Origin of the sequence: Zhihengliuella halotolerans (assembly GCF_004217565.1) — a bacterium.
Taxonomy (GTDB): domain Bacteria; phylum Actinomycetota; class Actinomycetes; order Actinomycetales; family Micrococcaceae; genus Zhihengliuella; species Zhihengliuella halotolerans.
On sequence record NZ_SHLA01000001.1, the window covers coordinates 989,143 to 1,007,299 of the forward strand.

The 18,157-nt window shown below is 69.0% G+C and carries 18 protein-coding genes and 1 tRNA gene; 17 read left to right on the forward strand and 2 right to left on the reverse strand.

Features of this window, described 5'->3' with window-relative positions:
• The first annotated feature begins 268 nt into the window (after positions 1–268).
• The 11 genes from rplU (at position 269) to EV380_RS04445 (ending at position 8,388) form a co-directional block, all read left to right on the forward strand.
• Entirely contained in the window at positions 269–577 is a 309-nt protein-coding gene (rplU, locus tag EV380_RS04395; RefSeq protein WP_102161106.1) for a 50S ribosomal protein L21, read from the forward strand.
• A 48-nt stretch (positions 578–625) separates the two neighbouring features.
• Positions 626–880 (forward strand): 50S ribosomal protein L27, encoded by a 255-nt coding sequence (gene rpmA / locus EV380_RS04400; protein WP_130449602.1) that lies wholly within the window; start codon positions 626–628, stop codon positions 878–880.
• A gap of 201 nt (positions 881–1,081) precedes the next feature.
• Positions 1,082–2,653, forward strand: coding sequence for a GTPase ObgE (obgE, locus tag EV380_RS04405; RefSeq protein WP_102161102.1), 1,572 nt, complete (start codon positions 1,082–1,084; stop codon positions 2,651–2,653).
• Positions 2,654–2,667: 14 nt separating this feature from the next.
• Positions 2,668–3,813 (forward strand): glutamate 5-kinase, encoded by a 1,146-nt coding sequence (gene proB, locus EV380_RS04410; RefSeq protein WP_102161100.1) that lies wholly within the window; start codon positions 2,668–2,670, stop codon positions 3,811–3,813.
• Complete coding sequence (locus tag EV380_RS04415; RefSeq protein ID WP_278030570.1) at positions 3,810–5,141, forward strand: glutamate-5-semialdehyde dehydrogenase; 1,332 nt, start codon at positions 3,810–3,812, stop codon at positions 5,139–5,141. Before proB ends, EV380_RS04415 begins: the two co-directional genes overlap by 4 nt.
• A 115-nt stretch (positions 5,142–5,256) precedes the next feature.
• Positions 5,257–5,481, forward strand: a complete 225-nt coding sequence (locus EV380_RS04420; protein ID WP_102161093.1) for a hypothetical protein — start codon at positions 5,257–5,259, stop codon at positions 5,479–5,481.
• A complete protein-coding gene (gene nadD, locus EV380_RS04425) occupies positions 5,432–6,097 on the forward strand; it encodes a nicotinate-nucleotide adenylyltransferase (RefSeq protein ID WP_130449606.1) in 666 nt (221 codons plus the stop codon). The genes EV380_RS04420 and nadD overlap by 50 nt, the downstream gene beginning before the upstream one ends.
• 15 nt (positions 6,098–6,112) lie before the next feature.
• Positions 6,113–7,372 (forward strand): hypothetical protein, encoded by a 1,260-nt coding sequence (locus EV380_RS04430; RefSeq protein ID WP_130449608.1) that lies wholly within the window; start codon positions 6,113–6,115, stop codon positions 7,370–7,372.
• Positions 7,373–7,395: 23 nt separating this feature from the next.
• On the forward strand, positions 7,396–7,788 hold the full coding sequence (gene rsfS / locus EV380_RS04435; protein ID WP_102161089.1) for a ribosome silencing factor: 393 nt from the start codon (positions 7,396–7,398) through the stop codon (positions 7,786–7,788).
• Between the two features lie 90 nt (positions 7,789–7,878).
• Positions 7,879–7,951 (forward strand) — tRNA-Ala (locus EV380_RS04440).
• A gap of 212 nt (positions 7,952–8,163) precedes the next feature.
• The gene (locus EV380_RS04445) at positions 8,164–8,388 is read left to right on the forward strand and encodes a tautomerase family protein (protein WP_102158285.1); all 225 of its coding nucleotides are present in this window, start codon (positions 8,164–8,166) and stop codon (positions 8,386–8,388) included.
• Between the two features lie 23 nt (positions 8,389–8,411).
• On the opposite strand, the gene EV380_RS04450 is transcribed toward EV380_RS04445, so the two are convergent.
• Complete coding sequence (locus tag EV380_RS04450; protein ID WP_130449610.1) at positions 8,412–9,464, reverse strand: alpha/beta fold hydrolase; 1,053 nt, start codon at positions 9,462–9,464, stop codon at positions 8,412–8,414.
• 23 nt (positions 9,465–9,487) lie between these two features.
• Positions 9,488–10,690: an MFS transporter gene (locus tag EV380_RS04455; RefSeq protein WP_130449612.1), complete on the reverse strand. Its 1,203-nt coding sequence runs from the start codon at positions 10,688–10,690 to the stop codon at positions 9,488–9,490.
• 116 nt (positions 10,691–10,806) lie between these two features.
• On the opposite strand from EV380_RS04455, the gene EV380_RS04460 reads away from it, so the two are divergent.
• The 6 genes from EV380_RS04460 (at position 10,807) to EV380_RS04485 (ending at position 18,151) form a co-directional block, all read left to right on the forward strand.
• Positions 10,807–11,616 carry an MBL fold metallo-hydrolase gene (locus EV380_RS04460; RefSeq protein WP_102158288.1) on the forward strand — a complete coding sequence of 270 codons (810 nt, stop codon included), beginning with the start codon at positions 10,807–10,809 and terminating at the stop codon, positions 11,614–11,616.
• Between the two features lie 31 nt (positions 11,617–11,647).
• Complete coding sequence (locus EV380_RS04465; protein ID WP_130449614.1) at positions 11,648–12,412, forward strand: SOS response-associated peptidase; 765 nt, start codon at positions 11,648–11,650, stop codon at positions 12,410–12,412.
• 183 nt (positions 12,413–12,595) lie between these two features.
• The gene (locus EV380_RS04470; RefSeq protein WP_102158290.1) at positions 12,596–12,907 is read left to right on the forward strand and encodes a DUF6504 family protein; all 312 of its coding nucleotides are present in this window, start codon (positions 12,596–12,598) and stop codon (positions 12,905–12,907) included.
• Complete coding sequence (gene dnaE, locus EV380_RS04475) at positions 12,904–16,455, forward strand: DNA polymerase III subunit alpha (protein ID WP_130449616.1); 3,552 nt, start codon at positions 12,904–12,906, stop codon at positions 16,453–16,455. Before EV380_RS04470 ends, dnaE begins: the two co-directional genes overlap by 4 nt.
• Positions 16,456–16,589: 134 nt before the next feature.
• Entirely contained in the window at positions 16,590–17,192 is a 603-nt protein-coding gene (gene pyrR / locus EV380_RS04480; protein WP_130449618.1) for a bifunctional pyr operon transcriptional regulator/uracil phosphoribosyltransferase PyrR, read from the forward strand.
• The gene (locus EV380_RS04485) at positions 17,189–18,151 is read left to right on the forward strand and encodes an aspartate carbamoyltransferase catalytic subunit (RefSeq protein ID WP_130449620.1); all 963 of its coding nucleotides are present in this window, start codon (positions 17,189–17,191) and stop codon (positions 18,149–18,151) included. Before pyrR ends, EV380_RS04485 begins: the two co-directional genes overlap by 4 nt.
• Positions 18,152–18,157 lie beyond the last annotated feature (6 nt).

Below are 18,157 nucleotides of genomic sequence, written 5' to 3' on the forward strand. Positions count from 1 at the left end.
ACAAGCTAGGCGGACCATGGGGCGCGGAACTGGAAACTTCGCTGCTCGCAGGTCTTGACGACTCGCCGGAGGCCGTTGTATTTGCCCCCGGAGGTCGAACTAGCGTAGTCTAGTTCTTCGGTGCGAACGCCGCTCATCGGATCCTTTTCCAATCGGCGTGACTGCACGGCGCAAACCCTGGAACTTACCGGGGCCACATCGTGGCTCTGTCTGGGGCACCTCTGCGCAGTAATGAGATTTCAGAACGTCGAGAGAAGTGAGTACCAAAGTGGTGTACGCAATTGTCCGCGCTGGCGGCCACCAGGAGAAGGTCTCTGTTGGAGACTTCGTTACCCTTGACCGCGTTCCCGTAGCTGCCGGCGGCACCATTGAGCTCCCCGCCCTGCTGCTGGTCGACGGTGACAAGGTGACTTCTGCTGCGAACGAACTGGCTAAGATCAAGGTGACGGCTGAGGTCGTCGAGTCCTTCCGTGGCTCCAAGATCGTGATCCAGAAGTTCAAGAACAAGACCGGTTACAAGAAGCGCCAGGGCTTCCGCTCTGCTCTGACCAAGGTCAAGGTCCTTTCGATCGCCTGAGGCGACGAAGAGACCAGTAACCCCCTGATCTGAAGGTAGGCATAATCAATGGCACATAAGAAGGGCGCTAGCTCTACTCGCAACGGCCGCGACTCGAACGCACAGTACCTGGGCGTCAAGCGCTTCGGTGGCCAGGTCGTTTCCGCTGGCGAGATTCTGGTTCGTCAGCGTGGAACGCACTTCCACCCGGGCGCCAATGTCGGTCGCGGTGGCGACGACACCCTGTTCGCCCTGGCCGCCGGCTCCGTCGAGTTCGGTACTCGTCGCGGCCGCCGCGTGGTGAACATCGTCTCCGTTGACTAATTAGGTCTCGGCTGACGGTTTCGTCAACAAAGAATTATCTAGACTGGAGGGTGGGCCTGCGGGCCCACCCTCCAGTCGTCTATCCGGTGTTTTTCTCGCCGGCGGTGGTTTACCGTCGGAAGAGGGAACGACGACGCGAAGTCGTCGAACGTCTTATCCGCACCCGAGCAGTGGGTGCAGCAATCGTGAGGAGTCCAATTCGTGGCAGCGTTCATTGATCGCGTAGTCCTGCATGTGTCCGGAGGCACGGGCGGGCACGGCTGCGTCTCCGTCCATCGTGAGAAGTTCAAGCCCCTCGGCGGGCCCGATGGCGGCAACGGCGGCAACGGCGGAGACGTTGTCCTGCGTGTGGACAACCAGACCACCACGCTGCTCGACTATCACCACTTGCCGCACCGCAACGCCAGCAATGGCGAGGGCGGCAAGGGCGACAACCGTCCGGGCCGCCACGGCGAGACCCTGATCCTCTCGGTTCCGGAGGGCACGGTCGTCAAGGATCGCGAAGGCAACATCCTGGCCGACCTGGTCGGCGAGGGTTCGGAGTACACCGCGGCCGCCGGCGGCCAGGGCGGGCTCGGCAATGCCGCTCTGGCCTCGCGCAAGCGCAAGGCCCCGGGCTTCGCGCTGCTCGGCATCCCCGGCGACGAGCGCGACATCGTGCTCGAGCTCAAGACGGTCGCCGATATCGCCCTCGTGGGCTACCCCTCGGCCGGCAAGTCGAGCCTGATCGCCGCGATCTCGGCGGCCCGGCCCAAGATCGCCGACTACCCGTTCACCACTCTGGTCCCCAATCTCGGCGTCGTGGAGGCGGGGGAGACCCGCTTCACCGTGGCCGATGTGCCCGGGCTGATCCCGGGCGCCAGCCAGGGCAAGGGGCTCGGCCACGAGTTCCTGCGCCACGTCGAGCGCTGCGCGGCACTCGTGCACGTGCTCGACTGCGGCGCGCTGGAATCGGACCGCGACCCGGTCTCCGATCTCGACATCATCGAGGCGGAACTCGAGCAGTACGAGGTCGACTCGTCGTTTGCCGGTTCCGACGGCCAGCTGATCCCGCTCAACGAGCGCCCGAAGCTCATCGCACTGAACAAGGTGGACATGCCGGACGGCCAGGACATGGCCGACTTTGTTCGCCCTGAGCTGGAAAAGCGGGGCTATCGGGTCTTCGAAATCTCGGCATTGTCGCGTACCGGCCTCCGTGAGCTTTCGTTCGCCATGGCCGAATTGGTCGCGGAAGCACGGGCCAGGATCGATGCCGCGCCTCCCGTTGTCGAGGCTCCGGTTATCAAACCCCGAGCCGTCAATCAACGTGCGTTCACAATTCGGCGTGAAGAGCGGAATCTCGAGCCGCTCTTCCGTATCATCGGAGAGAAGCCGGTTCGCTGGGTCAAGCAGACGGATTTCCGGAACGACGAGGCAGTGGGCTACCTGGCCGACCGTCTCGCCAAGCTTGGCATCGAGGATGAACTGTTCAGGGTGGGTGCTCAGCCGGGTGACGCCGTCGTGATCGGAGACGAGAGCGACAGTGTGATCTTCGACTGGGAGCCGACCATGAGCGCCGGTGCCGAGCTCTTGGGTTCGCGCCGAGGTCACGACGTGCGGTTGGAGGAAACCGACCGCCCGACGCGTCAGCAGAAGCGCGAGGACCACCAGTCCCGCAAGGAGGCCAAGCAGGCCGCCCGCGATGAACTGGAGGCCGAGCGGAAAGCTGGGATCTGGACGGAATCGGTCAACTACAAGATGCCCGGCCCTGAAGGAGACAGCGACAAGGGATGAAGCAACGCCTGAGGATGAAAGAGACTCGCAAACCGTCCGCGGTTCGCGAGCGGTCCGATATCACACGTGCAGGACGAATCGTCGTCAAGGTCGGCTCGTCGTCGCTGACCACCGTCGACGGCGGTGTCAGCCAAGACGCCCTGAAGGCACTCGTCGACACGTTGGGACGGGCCCGCGCTGCCGGCACGGAGATCATCCTGGTCTCCTCGGGCGCCGTCGCGGCAGGCCTCTCGCCGATGGGCATCCAGCGTCGCCCGCGTGACCTCGCTACCCAGCAGGCCGCCGCCGCCGTCGGGCAGGGCCACCTCGTGGCCCAGTACGTCGACGAGTTCGCCAAGCACGGCGTCACCGTCGGCCAGGTGCTGTTGACCGCGGAAGATCTCAACCGCCGTGAGCAGTACGGCAACGCGTTCAATACGCTCAACCGCCTGCTCGACCTCGGCGTCCTGCCGATCATCAACGAGCACGACACCGTCGCGACCCACGAGATCCGCTTCGGCGACAACGACCGTCTCGCCGCGCTCGTCGCCGACCTGGTCAAGGCCGAGGCTCTCGTGCTGCTCTCCGACGTCGACGCCGTCTACGACGGGCCGCCGCAGAAGGGCGCCAAGCGCATCAGCCGCGTCGATTCCCCGGCCGATCTCGACGGCGTCGAGATCGGCGGCACCGGCTCCGGCATCGGCACCGGCGGCATGGCGACCAAGGTCCGCGCCGCGACGATGGCCGCCGAGTCCGGCATCCCCGCGCTCGTGACGTCAGCCGCGAACGTCGGGCGCGTGCTCTCCGGAGAAGACGTCGGCACGTGGTTCTCGACCCGTGGCGTGCGCCGCTCGGCGCGCATGCTCTGGCTCGAGCACCTGGCCGACCCGGACGGCCGCGTGGTCCTCGACTCCGGCGCCGTGAAGGCCATTGCCACCGGCAAGAAGTCGCTCCTGCCGGCGGGTATCACCTCAGTCAGCGGCGACTTCAACGCCGGCGACGTCGTCGACCTGACGGACAAGCGCGGCAGGATCATCGCCCGCGGCATCGTCAACTACGACAACGACGAGCTCCCGGCCATGATCGGCAAGACCACGCGCGAACTCTCGAAGAAGCAGGGCAAGCGCTATGCGCGTTCCGTCGTCCACGTGGACGACATGGTGGTAGTACGCCGCCGCTGACGCCCGTCCACTCGAAGCCACATCAACCCTCAGGGGGAGACATGACCGACACCACTCTTGATACTTCCGCAACCGAGGTCGAAGCGGCGATCGCCGCCAAGGCTGATCGCGCCCGCGCGGCCTCCCGCGTCCTGGCCCAGGCCAACCGCGACCACAAGGATCGCGCTCTGCGCGCGATCGGCGAGACGCTGGACTCCAACCGCGCCGCCATCCTCGAAGGAAACCAGAAGGATCTCGTCCGTGGCGAGGCCAACGGCACGTCGCAGGCGCTCCTGGACCGACTGCGCCTGGATGACGCGCGCATCGACGGCCTGATCTCGGCGCTCGAGGACCTGGCTGGCCTGCCGGATCCGGTCGGCGAAGTCCTGCGCGGCCAGACGCTGCCGAACGGGCTGCGCCTGCGCCAGGTGCACGTCCCCCTCGGTGTCGTCGGCGCGATCTACGAGGCCCGCCCGAACGTGACCGTGGACATCGCCGGCATCGCGCTCAAGAGCGGCAACGCGGTCCTGCTGCGCGGCGGTTCTGCGGCCGAGGAGAGCAACAAGGTTCTGATCCGCCTGATCCGCGAGGCGCTCGAGGGTGTCGACCTGCCGGCTGACGCCGTCCAGGGCATCGACGAGCTCGGACGCCCGGGCGCGACCGCCCTGATGGGCGCTCGCGGGAAGGTCGACGTGCTCGTCCCGCGCGGCGGGCGCAGCCTGATCCAGGCCGTTGTGCAGAACGCGTCCGTCCCGGTCATCGAGACCGGTGAGGGCAACGTGCACATCTTCCTGGACGAGTCCGCGCCGGAGGATCTGGCCGTTCCGATCGTCGTCAACGCCAAGACGCACCGCACGTCTGTCTGCAACGCGGCCGAGACGCTCCTCGTTCACAAGGACGCCGTCGCGGCTCGCGAGGTCCTGACCAAGCTGTCCGACGCCGGCGTGCGGCTGCACGTCGACGAGCGAGCAGCGGAGCTGGCGGCGGGTCTGAACATCGTGCCCGCCACAGCAGAGGACTGGGGCACCGAGTACCTGGACATGGACATCGCGGTCGCCGTCGTCGATTCGCTCGATGACGCATTGGATCACATTCGCGAGTACTCCAGCGGTCACACCGAGGCGATCTTGACGAACGATTTGTCGCGTTCCGAGCGTTTCGTCCGCGAGATCGATTCCGCCGCCGTGATCGTCAACGCCTCGACCAGGTTCACCGACGGCGGCCAGCTGGGGCTGGGCGCCGAGGTGGGAATTTCCACGCAGAAGATGCACGCACGCGGGCCGATGGGTCTGCGCGAGCTGACCACCACGAAGTGGATCATTCAGGGCGACGGGCAGATCCGCCCGTAGGGACACGCGAGTCATTCGTGGCGTAGCCCTGTCAGTGGGTACCATTAGTGCAGACTACTGACTCCGTCCGGCCTTCGAGGCCGTGACGGGGGTCGCCGAGAGATAAGGGAGACACATGCTCGATCAGCTCATCGCCTCTGGTGCTGCGACCGCAGCCGCCGAGGCAGAAAACGCCGGACAGTACGCGTTGTTGATCGGCGGCAGCATCATGGCAGGTTTCCTCCTGCTGCTCCTGATCACGGTATCGTTCGCCAATCGCGGCCTGGGCCACGAGGCTCACGCCGAGACGCATGACCCGCACCGCCAGCACCCGAACAACCACGGTGGGGCAAATCACTAGTTCGAAGACGGCGGGCCGTAAGGTCCGGCTGGGGGTCATGGGCGGTACGTTCGACCCGATTCACCACGGCCACTTGGTGGCGGCCAGCGAGGTCGCCGCCAAGTTCGGCCTCGACGAGGTGGTCTTCGTGCCCACCGGTCAACCGTGGCAGAAGCAGCACAAGAAGGTGTCGCCGTCGGAGCACCGGTACCTGATGACGGTCGTCGCGACGGCCTCCAACCCGAGGTTCACCGTGAGCCGAGTGGACATCGACCGACCGGGTGTGACGTATACGATCGACACCCTGCGCGACCTGCGCAGGCAGCGTCCCGAGGCGGAGTTGTTCTTCATCACGGGCGCCGACGCTCTGGAGCAGATCATGTCTTGGAAGGACGTGGACGAACTCTGGGGGCTGGCGCACTTCGTCGGTGTGACCCGACCCGGTCACGACCTGCCGGATCTGGGACGTCAAGACGTCAGTCTGCTCGAGATTCCGGCGCTGGCGATCTCCTCGACGGATTGCCGCAACCGCGTGAAGGATCATCAGCCCGTTTGGTACCTCGTACCTGACGGCGTGGTCCAGCACATCGCAAAACACGAATTGTATTTAGAAGCGTCAGATGCCGAGATTGCTTAACGGGGAATGGACAGTATGAGCAACGAAGGAGAGCCCGCCCTCACCAGGCGAGCTCTGCGGGAAAGAAGGCGTGCGCGGGAGGCTGCGGAACGCGCCGCAACCGAGGCCGCCGAGACTCGTACCGACGAGCCGGCAGCCGATGCCGACGTGCCCGTAGCCCCGTCCGAGCCGACGACGGCCGGCGCGCAGGTGGAGAACCAGGACGCCGAGGACGCTACAGTCCAGCGCGTCCAGCGGGCCAACCGCAGCCGCCGAGCTGCGGAGGTTCCGGTCGACGCCGTTCCTGAGCGCGGCGAGCGCAGTTCCCTGCAACGGGCGCGTGACCGCGAGGCCTTGCGCCGTCGTCGTGCTGCCGAGACCGCGCCCGCCCCGGCGCCCGCGCCGGACGAGGAGGCGGCGCCGCTGACGCGCCGCCAGCTTCGCCTGCAGGCGCTGGCCGCGGCGAAGGCCGCGTCCGGCCAGACGACGGAACCCGCTCCAGGACCGGGGAGCGACGAGTCGGCCCCGTCTGCCCCGCAGTCCGCCAGTTCGCCCGAGGAGGCGGCGAACCTCGATACGGCGCCGCGTCCCGTCGTGCGTCCCGCCACGTCGGCGGCGCGCGCTGCGGAATCCGAGATGAGCATTGAAGAGGCTCTCGAAGAGCAGAAGAAGGCCATGCCGGACGCTGCCGGGCACGACGTCGACGGGCCGGCGACCGTGGCCGACTATCCGACCGACGACACCGGCCTGATCGATCTCGAGACCCTCGCCGCGCAGCGTGAGCACGCGGCCCGCGCGGCGATCATCAACCGTCGCATCGCGGAGCGTCGCCGGCTCGAAGCCGAGCACGTCCAGCGGCTCAACCAGGTCAGCTCGGACCCGTTCACCGGGTCCATGAACCAGTTCGTCGGCACGGAGGACGAGCGCCGCCTCGTCAACACGGGCATCTCGGGGCCGCCGACCAGCGGGGTGGACTTGGACTTCGCCTCCCCGGATGACGCCGAGGAGCGCAGCACCGAGGAAGCCGAGCACCAGGCGGCCGACGTGGCCGAGGCCGACTACGGTTCAGCCGAGACCGCGGACGACGATGGGGCGGTCGGTGAGATCCGTCCACAGACGGCCGCTGCCGGCGGGCAGCCGTTGGCGGCAGTCCAGGCGCAGGGGCTCGACCCGCTCGATGCCGTGACGGCCGGCATCCGCCGGGCCAACCTGTGGTTCTTCGTCTCGTTCGGCGCTCTGGGCGTCGGCGTGGCCACCTTCATCGCGGGCCTCGTGATGATCATCAACAGCAACTAGAGAAGTACCAGCGAGGGAGACCCGTGGCGCTCAACGAGCACACTCAGAACATCATCAACATCGCCGCTCAGGCGGCCGACGACAAGTTGGCCGAGAACCTGGCCGCCATCGACGTCAGCGAACGTCTGGGCATCACCGATGCCTTCTTCATGGCGTCGGCGGCGACCGAGCGGCAGGTCAACGCCGTCGTGGACGGCATCGAGGACGCGCTGCAGGAGCAGCTGGACCTGAAGCCGGCCCGCCGGGAGGGCCGTGGTCAGGGCCGCTGGGTCCTGCTGGACTACCTCGATGTCGTCATTCACGTCCAGCACAACGAGGACCGTGTCTTCTACGCCCTGGACCGCCTCTGGAGCGACTGCCCGGCCATCGAGCTGCCGTCGTTCGCCAAGCCGGGCGAGGCTGCCTCCGCCGAATAGGCGGGCGGGGACCGGGATTTGTGAGGTTCCGGTTCCTCTACTATGATGGATGAGTTGCCTCGGACTTCGTCCGTGGCGGCACTCCATTCTGGGGGTATGGCGCAGTTGGTAGCGCGTCTGCATGGCATGCAGAAGGTCAGGGGTTCGAATCCCCTTACCTCCACAGTGTGAAGTCCCGGGACATCGTTCATCCGATGTCCCGGGACTTCGTCGTTTAACCGGTCTTGCCTCCCCGCCGCTCCGCCGGATGGTGGCCCGTGCGGGCCATCCAGGGTGCCGGAAGATGGCCCACACGGCCGAAGCGGTGGGGCCGGCACCGGGCCGATACTGAGACCAGACGGTCCCATCCAGGGATCCTCCGGAAGGTTCAGGATCATGCCGCTCATCCAGGTAAACGTCATCAAGGATGTCTTCACCCCCGGGCAGAAGACCGAGATCATCGCCAAGCTCACCGACGCCATGGTCGCCGTCGAGGGCGAGAACATGCGGCCGGTCACGTGGTGCGTGATCCACGAGGTCGCCAGCGGGGACTGGGGCATCGCCGGCAACGCCCTCACCACCGCCGATGTGCACGCGCTGGCCGCCGGAGGCGGAGCTTGAGCCGATCGCGCGGAACGCTGTCTTCAGAGGATGCCTCTGAGGGCGGCGTACGCCGAGGCCGCGGCGCGCGTGTTCAGCCCGAGCGCGCGGTAGATGTTCGCGATGTGCCGGTGGACGGTGTGCTCGCTGAGGTGCAGGGCTTCCGCGATCTCCGCGTTGCTCCGGCCGCCGGCCAGCAGGCGCAGGACGTCGGTCTGCCGGGCCGTCAGCGTCCCCGTCGCGGTTCCGGCTCTGTCACCGCCGCCCAGGAAGCCGTCGAGCTCACGAGTGAAGGCTGACCACGCGGGCTCGTCCGCCAGGAGGATGTGGTTTCGTCCGTCGAGGGGGACGAGGCGCGCCCCGTCGATACCGGCCGCGAGAATCCGGCCCTGCTCGAACGGTGCGACGGCGTCGTCCCGGGCGTGCATGACCAGGGTGGGTGTCTCGACGCGGGGGAGGAGATCGACGACGTCGATGCGCTGGCGGGCCTGCCGCATCAGAGCGGCCGTCACCGAGGAGGCGGAGACCCGTTGCATCTCGTCGAACCAGGCCATCTGCTCGTTGGTCGCGTCCGGCACGAACAGCGTGGTGAAGATCCTGCGGAAGGCCGGGTTGGCTTTGCCCCACCCGGTCCTGATCAGGTCGACCAGCAGATCGGCCTCGGCGCGGGCACGGGCAGACGTGTCGTGGCGCAGGCGGCCCTGCGCGAATCCGCCGTACAGCACGAGTCGGTTCACGCGCCCGGGATGCCGGGCGGCGTAGGCGACGGCGACGGCCGCCGCGTTCGACATGCCCAGCAGGGAGAACTGTTCCAGACCGGCGGCGTCGACCACCGCCTCGAGGTCTTCTACCCATGCTTCGATGGAGAACCGTGCCGCGTCGCGGTCTGAGGCGCCGGAGCCCCGCTCGTCGTAGCGAACCAGGGTGCGGCCGGCGGACAGGGCATCGATCCAATGCGACCACAGAGGGCTGTTCCCGTCGTGCCTCAGATGGGTCAGCCACGTGCCGACACGCACCAGTGTCGGGCCGGAACCGCGCGATTCGAAGGCGATGCCGGTCCCGTCGGCAGAGGTGCAGAAGCGGACCGTCGGCTGCATCTGCCCACTCTACGCCTGGCCGCTCACGCGGTTCCCGAGGTCGTGGTCCTCTGCGGAGTCCCCCTGGCTTCGAGCCGGCCCATCGCGAGGACCCCGAGGATCGGGCCGGCGGCGAGGACGAGGAGCGCGTAGCGCCACTGCGTCGCCTCGGCGAGCAGGGGGACGATCTGGATGCTCGCGACCGTGAGCGCGAAACCGACGGCGGTCTGTGCGGTGAGAGCCGTGCCGACGTGCTGCGGGTCCACGGACTCGGACAGCGCCGTGGAGAACACGCCGGAGTCGGCGATGACGGACGCGCCCCACACGGCGCAGAACACGGCGAGCAGGGGAGCGGCGGCGTCGAACGCCAGCGGCGAGAGCAGGCAGCAGGCCCCGCTGACAGTCAGCGCCGTCACGGCCGCCCGGCGGCGCCCGAAGCGGTCCGCCGCCCAGCCGCCGAGCAGGCACCCCGCGAAGCCCACGACGCCCATCGTCGCGAAGACCATGACCTGGCTGTAGCCGCCGAAATCGGCTGAGGCATGCAGCACGAACACCGGGATCCACGTCCACAGCGCGTAGAGCTCCCACATGTGGCCGAAGTAGCCGAGGTTGATCAGCAGCGGCCGGCGCTGGGTGAACATGCGCAGCGCGTACCCGGGATCCAGCGGGGACTTGGATCGGCTGAGGTGCGGGCCGGGGCGGACGAGGGCGAACGCGAGCAGCGAGCCGAGCCCGCCCACCACGGCGGTGACATGCAGGACGGAACGCCACTCGAGGGCGGCCAGGCCCCCGACGAGGTTCGGCAGCGCGGACCCGAGCGTCAGGGCGCCGATGAGAAGACCCATGGACAGTCCCCGTCGCGTCGCCGACGCCCAGGAGGCCATGAGCTTCATGCCCGTCGGGTAGACGCCCGCGAGGAACAGGCCCGTGAGGAACCGCAGCCCGACCATTTCGGGCAGGCCCGTCGCGACGAGCGCCAGCAGCGAGGTCACGACGGCGGCCAGCGCGGCGGACGTGCCGAGCAACAGGTGTACCGGGACGCGGTCCGCGAGGTTCAGTGCGGCGGACGTGACCGCGCCGGCGACGAAGCCGAGCTGCACGGAGGCCGTCAGCCACACCGCGGAGCTGCTCGAGATGCCCAGATCCTGCTGCACGCTGGGGACGACGGCGGAAACCGAGAACCACACGGCGAGGGCCAGGACCTGGACGGTCGCGATCAGCGCCCGCTGCACGCCTGCTGTTCTCATCGCCCTCCTCGGATCGTTCTGCGGCAGTGCAAGCGTACGCCGTGCTGTTGACTTCGGGCGCGCGCGGCGGGAAGGCTGGGCGGGTGAAGCACGGTACGCCGTGGCGAAGGAGGAGCATGAGGATCTGTGCCACCTGCGGGGTCGAGCGCGAGGAGCCGCTGCCCGAGACCTGTCCCATCTGCGCCGACGAGCGTCAGTACGTCCCCGCCTCGGGCCAGGAATGGCTCGCGCTGGAGGAGATGTCGGCGAGCCACGAGCTGCGCCTGCGCGCGTTCGAGCCCGGCCTGACCGGCCTGCGGGCCCACCCGAAAGTGGGCATCGGCCACACCGCGCTCGTCGCCGCCACCGGGGAGGGAGGGCTTTTGTGGGACCCGCCGGCCTACATCGACGACGACGCCGTCCGCGCCGTCGTCGCGCTGGGGCCCATCCGTGCCGTAGCGGCCAGCCACCCGCACATGTTCGGGGTGCAGGTGGAGTGGAGCCGGGCGCTGGGCGGGGTTCCGGTGCTCGTCAACGAGGCCGACCGGGAGTGGCTGGGTCGGGGCGACCCGGCTATCGAATTCTGGGGCGAGCGCTTCGAGGTCGCCCCGCAGATCGTCCTGCACCGCGTCGGCGGGCACTTCCCCGGCAGCGCGGTGGCCCACTGGCGTTCCGGCGCGGAGGGGCGCGGTGTACTGCTGGCAGGAGACGCCTTCGCCCCCAACCCGGACGGGCGGACGCTGACCTTCCTGTGGTCGTACCCGAACCGCATCCCGCTCTCCGGCGCGGTCGCTCAACGCATCGTCGAGCAACTGGAGCCGCTCGAGTTCGACCGTGTCTACGCTAACTTCGGGAACTGCCACGAATCCGGCGCCCAGGAGGCGCTGCGGTACTCCGCGCGCCGTCACGCCGCCTGGGCGAGTGGAGAATTCGACCATTTGACGTGATGGTCGCAGCTGCCGGGGATACCATGGCCGTATGTGCGGCCGATACGTGATGGCGCGGGCCTCTGGAGATCTGATGGCGGAGGCCGATGCGCTGCTGGGCGAGCAGCTCGAGGGGCGAGAGCTGAGTCCGTCGTGGAATGTGGCCCCGACGACCGATGTGCCGATCGTGCTCGAACGGCTGGTCGGCGACGAGCCGCGCCGCGAAGTGCACGTCGCGCACTGGGGGCTCGTACCGCGCTGGGCCAAGGATGTGAAGGTCGGCGTGCGGGCCTTCAACGCCCGTAGCGAGACCGTGACCGAGAAGCCCACGTTCCGCTCCGCCGTCGTCTCCCGCCGCTGCGCCGTCCCGATGGACGGCTACTACGAGTGGAAACGCCAGGGGACCGGGCGCACCTCACCCAAGCAGCCCTACTTCGTGCATGCCGCAGATGGCGGGCTGAGCTTCTTCGCCGGCCTCTACGAGTGGTGGAAGGACCCGGCGGTCTCCGATGGCGAGCCCGGCCAGTGGATGCTCTCGACGAGCATCGTCACGATGCCCTCGCCCGATCCGGGCGCGGAGGGGGTGCTCGGCGACCTGGGTGGTCTGCACGACCGATTGCCCGTCCCGCTCTCCGGGGAGGCGATGGATGCCTGGCTGGATCCCGCCGAGCGCGACGCGGCGTCGCTGGTGGAGCGCATCCGGGCCGAGGCGTACGACGTCGCCGCCTCCTGGCGTCTGGACCCGGTCGGCGCCGCCGTCGGGAACGTCCGCAACAACGGTCCCGAACTGATCGCGCCTGTCAGCGCCTTGTTCTAGTCCCGACCGCCCGAACGCAGCCATTCTGCGGGTTCCGATGGGTAGCCTTCTGCGTGCATTCGAACAGGATTTCGAATACAATGGAGGTCTCGTCTTCACGCTTCCCGAGGGCGAGGGCTTCCCCCGTTTCCATGCGCCGCGCAGCCGCTCACACTGCCGGCGCAGGGCATGGAGGTTTTTCACATGGGTCTATTCACACAGGGCATCGAGGTCGGCTGCTCCCCGGACGGGGTTCCGGAGCGGCTGCACTGGCAGGGGCAGGACTATGCCGTCTGCGCTGAACCTGTGCGCTGGTTCGAGCGACGCAGCTGGTGGGCCGAGGAACAGCGCGCACAGCGCGGCAGCGGCTCCGGCCTGGTCGACCACGAGATCTGGCGCGTGCAGGCGATCGGGGCGACGGACGGGCAGCACCGCACCTTCGACCTGTCGCGCCACCAGCGTTCGAGGCGCTGGCGCATGATCCGCGTTCACGAGGCCCTGCGGGACGCGGCATGAGCGCTCCCGTCGGGTTCTCCCACCTCAACGTGGCCAGCGCCTTCAGCGCCCACTACGGCGTCTCCCGGCCCGACGTCCTGGCGGCGGCCGCGGCCGCCGACGGCCAGCCCGCGCTCGCCTGCACCGACCGGGACGGGCTCTACGGGGTCGTCAAGCACCTGAAGGCCTGTGGCGAACACGGCCTCGGCGCGATCATCGGGGTCAACCTGGCGGTGCGCGCGGACGGCGCCGAACGCCGTCGTAGGCCCGCGAAGAAAGGCGGGCGGACGGCTGCGGGTGGAGACATCGAAGGGCGGGTCACCGTCCTCGCCCGCGGGCACGACGGCGGCGCGGGCTACGGCGCGCTCTGCCGCCTCGTCTCCGCCGCCCACGCCTCGGGCGGTACGACGGGCGTGACGCGCGACCAGATCGCGCAGGCCGCCGGCAGGGACCCGGCGCTGACAGTGCTGATCGGCCCGGAGTCCGACCTCGGCCGCGCCTGCCTGGGCCGCGACGACGCACGCCAGCGCGCACTGTTGCGGCGCTGGACGAGCAGCCTGCCGCCCGGGAGCGTCGCCGTCGAGGCCGTAACGCATCTCAACGCGCCGGGGGAGTACTTGAGTACCTCGCACGCGGCGCGGATGGTCCGGGCCGGCCGGGCAGCCGGCGTGCGGACCGTGCTGACCAACGCCGTGCGCTACGTCGGCCCCGACGGGGCGGCGACCGCCGACGTGCTCGACGCGGTCCGCGCGCTGACCCCGCTGCAGCACCTCGGGCGGGCGGGCGCCCCCGGAACCCCCGGCGGCTGGCAACCGAACGGACAGGGATGGCTTAAGGACGGGGCCGCGATGGAACGGATCGCCCGGGACATCGCCTACGCGGTCGGCGCCGGGGCAGGCGTCGCCACCGAGCTGCTGCGCGACACCGAGACGGTCGCCGGGTCGTGCATCCTCGACCCCGTCGGCGACACGGGGTGGGGTGTGCCCGTGGTGCCGGAGGCCGGAGTCATCGGGATCACCGGGGCGCCAGACCGGGAACTCGCCCTGCGCTGCGAGGCCGGCATCGAACGGCTCTACGGGCACGACGGCGCCGCCGCGCCCGGGAACGCGGCCGAGACCCGGTTGCGGGACCGGCTGCGCCTGGAGCTCGACGTCGTCTCCGACCTCGGCTACGCCTCCTACTTCCTCACCGTCGCGGAGGTCTCCGCGATGATCACCCGGCTCGGCGTGCGCAACGCAGCCCGCGGCTCCGGAGCCTCGAGCCTCGTGAACTACCTGCTCGGCATCAGCCAGGTGGACCCCCTGCGCCACGACCTCGTCTTCGAACGATTCCTCTCCCGCAACAGGACCACCCTCCCGGACATCGATATCGACGTCGAGAGCGCCGAGCGCCACCGCGTCTACCGGGAGATCTTCGCGCGCTTCGGCTCCGAACGCGTGACCCTCATGAGCATGCAGAACGCCTACCGCGCACGAGGCGCCGTCCGGGACGCGGGCCTCGCCCTCGGCATGGAGTCCGACGGGCTCGACGACATCGCCAAGCAGCTCTGGCGCTTCTCCGCCTCGAACTTCCGCGAGGCGCTCGCCGAGAAACCCGAACTCGCCCGCCTCTCCGAACAGGTCAGCTCCCACCGGCAGCTCGACCTCCTAGTCGACCTCACCGAGCGGCTCGACCGCCTGCCCCGGCACATCTCGATGCATCCCTGCGGAGTGATCCTCTCCGACACCTCGCTGCTGGCCCGCACCCCGGTCCAGCCCAGCGGCCTCGACCTCCCGATGAGCCAGTTCGACAAACACGACATGGACCCGATGGGCATGCTTAAGCTCGACGTCCTCGGGGTGCGCATGCAGAGCGCCATGGCCCATGCGGTCTCCGAGGTCCGCCGTATCCACGGCGACGCAGCACAGGTCGCGGCCGCCGGGGGACACCTGCAGGACGGCCGGGCACCGGACTTCGTGCAGACAGACGGAACCATCGACCTCGAACGCATCCCCTTCGACGACGAGCCGACCTTCGAACTGATCCGCAGCACCCACACCCTGGGCTGCTTCCAGATCGAATCGCCGGGCCAGCGCGAGCTCATCGGCAAACTCGCGCCCAGGGAATTCAACGACCTCATCATCGACATCTCCCTCTTCCGGCCGGGGCCCATGCAATCGAACATGGTCAAGCCCTACCTCGAGAACCGGCACGGCTTCGCCCCGGAGGTCTACCCGCATCCCGACCTCCGCCCCGCGCTCGCCGAAACTCACGGCGTGACCGTGTTCCACGAGCAGATCCTGCGCATCCTGAGTGTCATGACCGGGTGCGACTACGCCCAGGCCGACGTCTTCCGGCGCCTGCTCGGCAGCCCCACGCACGAGCCGCGGGTGGAGGAGTACTTCCGCGAGCGCGCCGGGCGGAACTACGCCCCGGCAGTGGTCGACGAGGTCTGGCAGACGCTGCGGGCCTTCGGCAGCTTCGGGTTCTGCAAGGCGCACGGGGCCGCCTTCGCCGTACCCACCTATCAGAGCGCATGGCTGAAGGCCCACCACCCGGAGGCGTTCCTCGCCGGCCTGTGGGAGCACGACCCCGGGATGTACCCGAAGCGGCTCCTCGTCGCCGAGGCCCGACGCCTGAACATCCCCATCCTGCCGCTCGACGTCAACGCCTCCGACACCTGCTACCGCGTCGAACGGTGCGACGACGGCTCCCTCGGGATCCGCCTCGCGCTCGCCGGGGTGCACGGAGTCTCCGGGCGCGAGGTCGCGCGCCTGAAATCCGGGCAGCCCTACGCGACCCTGTCCGACGTGCGGGAGCGCTCCGGGCTCAAGCGGGCCTCGCTCGAACGGTTCGCCGCGCTGGGCGCGTTCGACTCGCTGCAGGACGGGCGCGGCAACAGGGTCGACCTGATGCGCCACTTCGGCCGCCGGCCGCCACGCGCCCTGCCAGCGTCCAAGCGGCCGCTTCCGGGGCAGCTGCCGCTGCCGTTGCCGGACCTCGAGCGCGCGGCGCTGCCGATCGGCGCCGCGGCCCCCACCCGCGAGGAAACCGTGCGCACCGAGCTGGACCTGCTCGCCGTCGACGTCAGCGGACACCTGATGGACAGCCACGCCCCGCTCCTGCGCCGGCTGGGCGTCACGCCCTCGAGCGAACTGCTGGGCCTGCGCAACGGGACCGAGGTCCTCGTCGCCGGGGTCCGCGTGGCGACCCAGACCCCGCCCATGCGGGGAGGCCGGAGAGTGGTCTTCATCAGCGTCGACGACGGCACCGGATGCGTCGACTGCACGTTCTTCCACGAGGCGCAGCAGCGCTCCGGGCCGTTCCTGTTCGGCACCCGGCTGCTGCTGATGCACGGGATCACCCGGCGGACCGGCCCGCGCGGGATCAGCGTCCAGGCGCTGGCCGCCTGGGACCTCGCCGACACGGCGTCGCTGCCCGGGCCCGGATACCTGACGAGTGAGGAGCGTGCCAAGAACACGCCCCGGCGGCACGACAGCAGAGAGTCGAGTGGCCGGGCGCACGGCGGAGCGCGCCTCGACGTGCGTTCCGAGGCCGAGGGCCTCGACAACCGGGTGGCCCCGGCCTGAGCCGAATGAACTCCGTCACGTTCGCGCCGCGAGGACACCCGGGCCGGGGGAACCGCCGCGGGGCGCGTGATAAGTTTGCTCCTGGCAGTCACCCTTTAAATTCCGTCCTGTGAGGCGGGGAAGGAGGCGGCGCAATGAATCCTGCTGATTCACCAGACCGCAGCACACCTGTGCCCACGACATCGCGGACCGTCCTGACGGGCAGCGACATCGAGCGCGTTCTCACACGCATCGCCCACGAGATCATTGAGGCCAACAAGGGCACCGACGGGCTCGTCCTGTTGGGCATCCCCACCCGCGGCCATCCGCTGGCCCAACGGCTCGGGCAGCGCATCGCCGCCACCGATCCCACCGTGAAGCTCGAAGAGCTCGTCGGCCAGCTCGACGTCACGATGTACCGGGACGACCTGCGCCACGGCACCTCGCGCACGCCGGCCCCGACCCGCATCCCCGGCGGCGGGCTCGACGGCAAGGTCGTGGTCCTCGTCGACGACGTCCTCTACTCCGGCCGCACGATCCGCGCCGCCCTCGACGCCTTGGCCGACATCGGCCGGCCCAAAACCGTCCGGCTCGCGGTCCTCGTCGACCGCGGCCACCGCGAGCTGCCGATCCGCGCCGACCACGTGGGCAAGAACCTGCCCACCGCCACGAGCGAGAAGGTCAAGGTCCGCCTCGCCGAACTCGATGAGATCGACGGCGAACCCATCAACGAGGTAGTCATCGAGGCCCGCGCATGAAACACCTGCTCTCCACCTACGATCTCGGTCGCGCCGACGCCGTCCGGATCCTCGACGTCGCCGAGGAGATGGCGACCGTCGGGACCCGGGAGATCAAGAAGCTGCCGGCGCTGCGCGGCCGCACTGTCGCGACCCTCTTCTTCGAGGACTCGACCCGCACCCGCATCTCCTTCGAGGCCGCCGCCAAGCGCCTCAGCGCCGACGTCATCAACTTCGCCGCGAAGGGCTCCTCGGTCTCCAAGGGCGAATCGCTCAAGGACACCGCTCAGACCCTTGAAGCGATCGGCGCCGAGGCGGTCGTGATCCGTCATGGTGCCTCCGGGGCGGCTGCCCGTCTGGCGTCGACCGACTGGATCTCCTCCGCGGTCATCAACGCCGGCGACGGTACGCACGAGCACCCGACGCAGGCCCTGCTCGACGCGTTCACCCTGCGCCAGCACTGGGCCAAGGTCCAGGGCGTCGATCCCCTCGGGACGGGGCTGGACGGAATGAGTGTCGTCATCGTCGGCGACGTCCTGCACTCCCGCGTGGCCCGCTCAAACCTCTGGCTGCTCAAGACGCTCGGTGCCGACGTGACCTTCGTGGCGCCGCCGACGCTGCTTCCCATCGGCGCCGACGCCTGGCCGTGCACGATCAACTACGATCTCGACGACGCGCTGGCCGCCGGCCCCGACGCCGTCATGATGCTCCGCGTCCAGGCCGAGCGCATGAACGCGGCCTACTTCCCGAGCACCGCCGAGTACTCGCGGCGCTGGGGTTTCGACGACGCTCGGCTGGCCGCGCTCGACGCGCGCGGCCTCGAGAACACCATCATCCTGCACCCCGGACCGATGAACCGAGGCCTGGAGATCTCCTCCGGGGCCGCGGACTCGCCGCGAGCCGTCGTGCTCCAACAGGTCAGCAACGGCGTCGCCGTCCGCATGGCCGTCCTGTACCTGCTGCTCTCCGGCGACCACTAGCCCCGC

Bases quoted from the DNA above. Each gene is read 5' to 3' on its own strand.
- rpmA (WP_130449602.1), top strand. From the start codon at position 626: ATGGCACATAAGAAGGGCGCTAGCTCTACTCGCAACGGCCGCGACTCG.
- proB (WP_102161100.1), top strand. From the start codon at position 2,668: ATGAAAGAGACTCGCAAACCGTCCGCGGTTCGCGAGCGGTCCGATATC.
- EV380_RS04420 (WP_102161093.1), top strand. From the start codon at position 5,257: ATGCTCGATCAGCTCATCGCCTCTGGTGCTGCGACCGCAGCCGCCGAG.
- nadD (WP_130449606.1), top strand. From the start codon at position 5,432: ATGACCCGCACCGCCAGCACCCGAACAACCACGGTGGGGCAAATCACT.
- EV380_RS04430 (WP_130449608.1), top strand. From the start codon at position 6,113: ATGAGCAACGAAGGAGAGCCCGCCCTCACCAGGCGAGCTCTGCGGGAA.
- EV380_RS04445 (WP_102158285.1), top strand. From the start codon at position 8,164: ATGCCGCTCATCCAGGTAAACGTCATCAAGGATGTCTTCACCCCCGGG.
- EV380_RS04450 (WP_130449610.1), bottom strand. From the start codon at position 9,464: ATGCAGCCGACGGTCCGCTTCTGCACCTCTGCCGACGGGACCGGCATC.
- EV380_RS04455 (WP_130449612.1), bottom strand. From the start codon at position 10,690: ATGAGAACAGCAGGCGTGCAGCGGGCGCTGATCGCGACCGTCCAGGTC.
- EV380_RS04460 (WP_102158288.1), top strand. From the start codon at position 10,807: ATGAGGATCTGTGCCACCTGCGGGGTCGAGCGCGAGGAGCCGCTGCCC.
- EV380_RS04465 (WP_130449614.1), top strand. From the start codon at position 11,648: ATGTGCGGCCGATACGTGATGGCGCGGGCCTCTGGAGATCTGATGGCG.
- EV380_RS04470 (WP_102158290.1), top strand. From the start codon at position 12,596: ATGGGTCTATTCACACAGGGCATCGAGGTCGGCTGCTCCCCGGACGGG.
- dnaE (WP_130449616.1), top strand. From the start codon at position 12,904: ATGAGCGCTCCCGTCGGGTTCTCCCACCTCAACGTGGCCAGCGCCTTC.
- pyrR (WP_130449618.1), top strand. From the start codon at position 16,590: ATGAATCCTGCTGATTCACCAGACCGCAGCACACCTGTGCCCACGACA.
- EV380_RS04485 (WP_130449620.1), top strand. From the start codon at position 17,189: ATGAAACACCTGCTCTCCACCTACGATCTCGGTCGCGCCGACGCCGTC.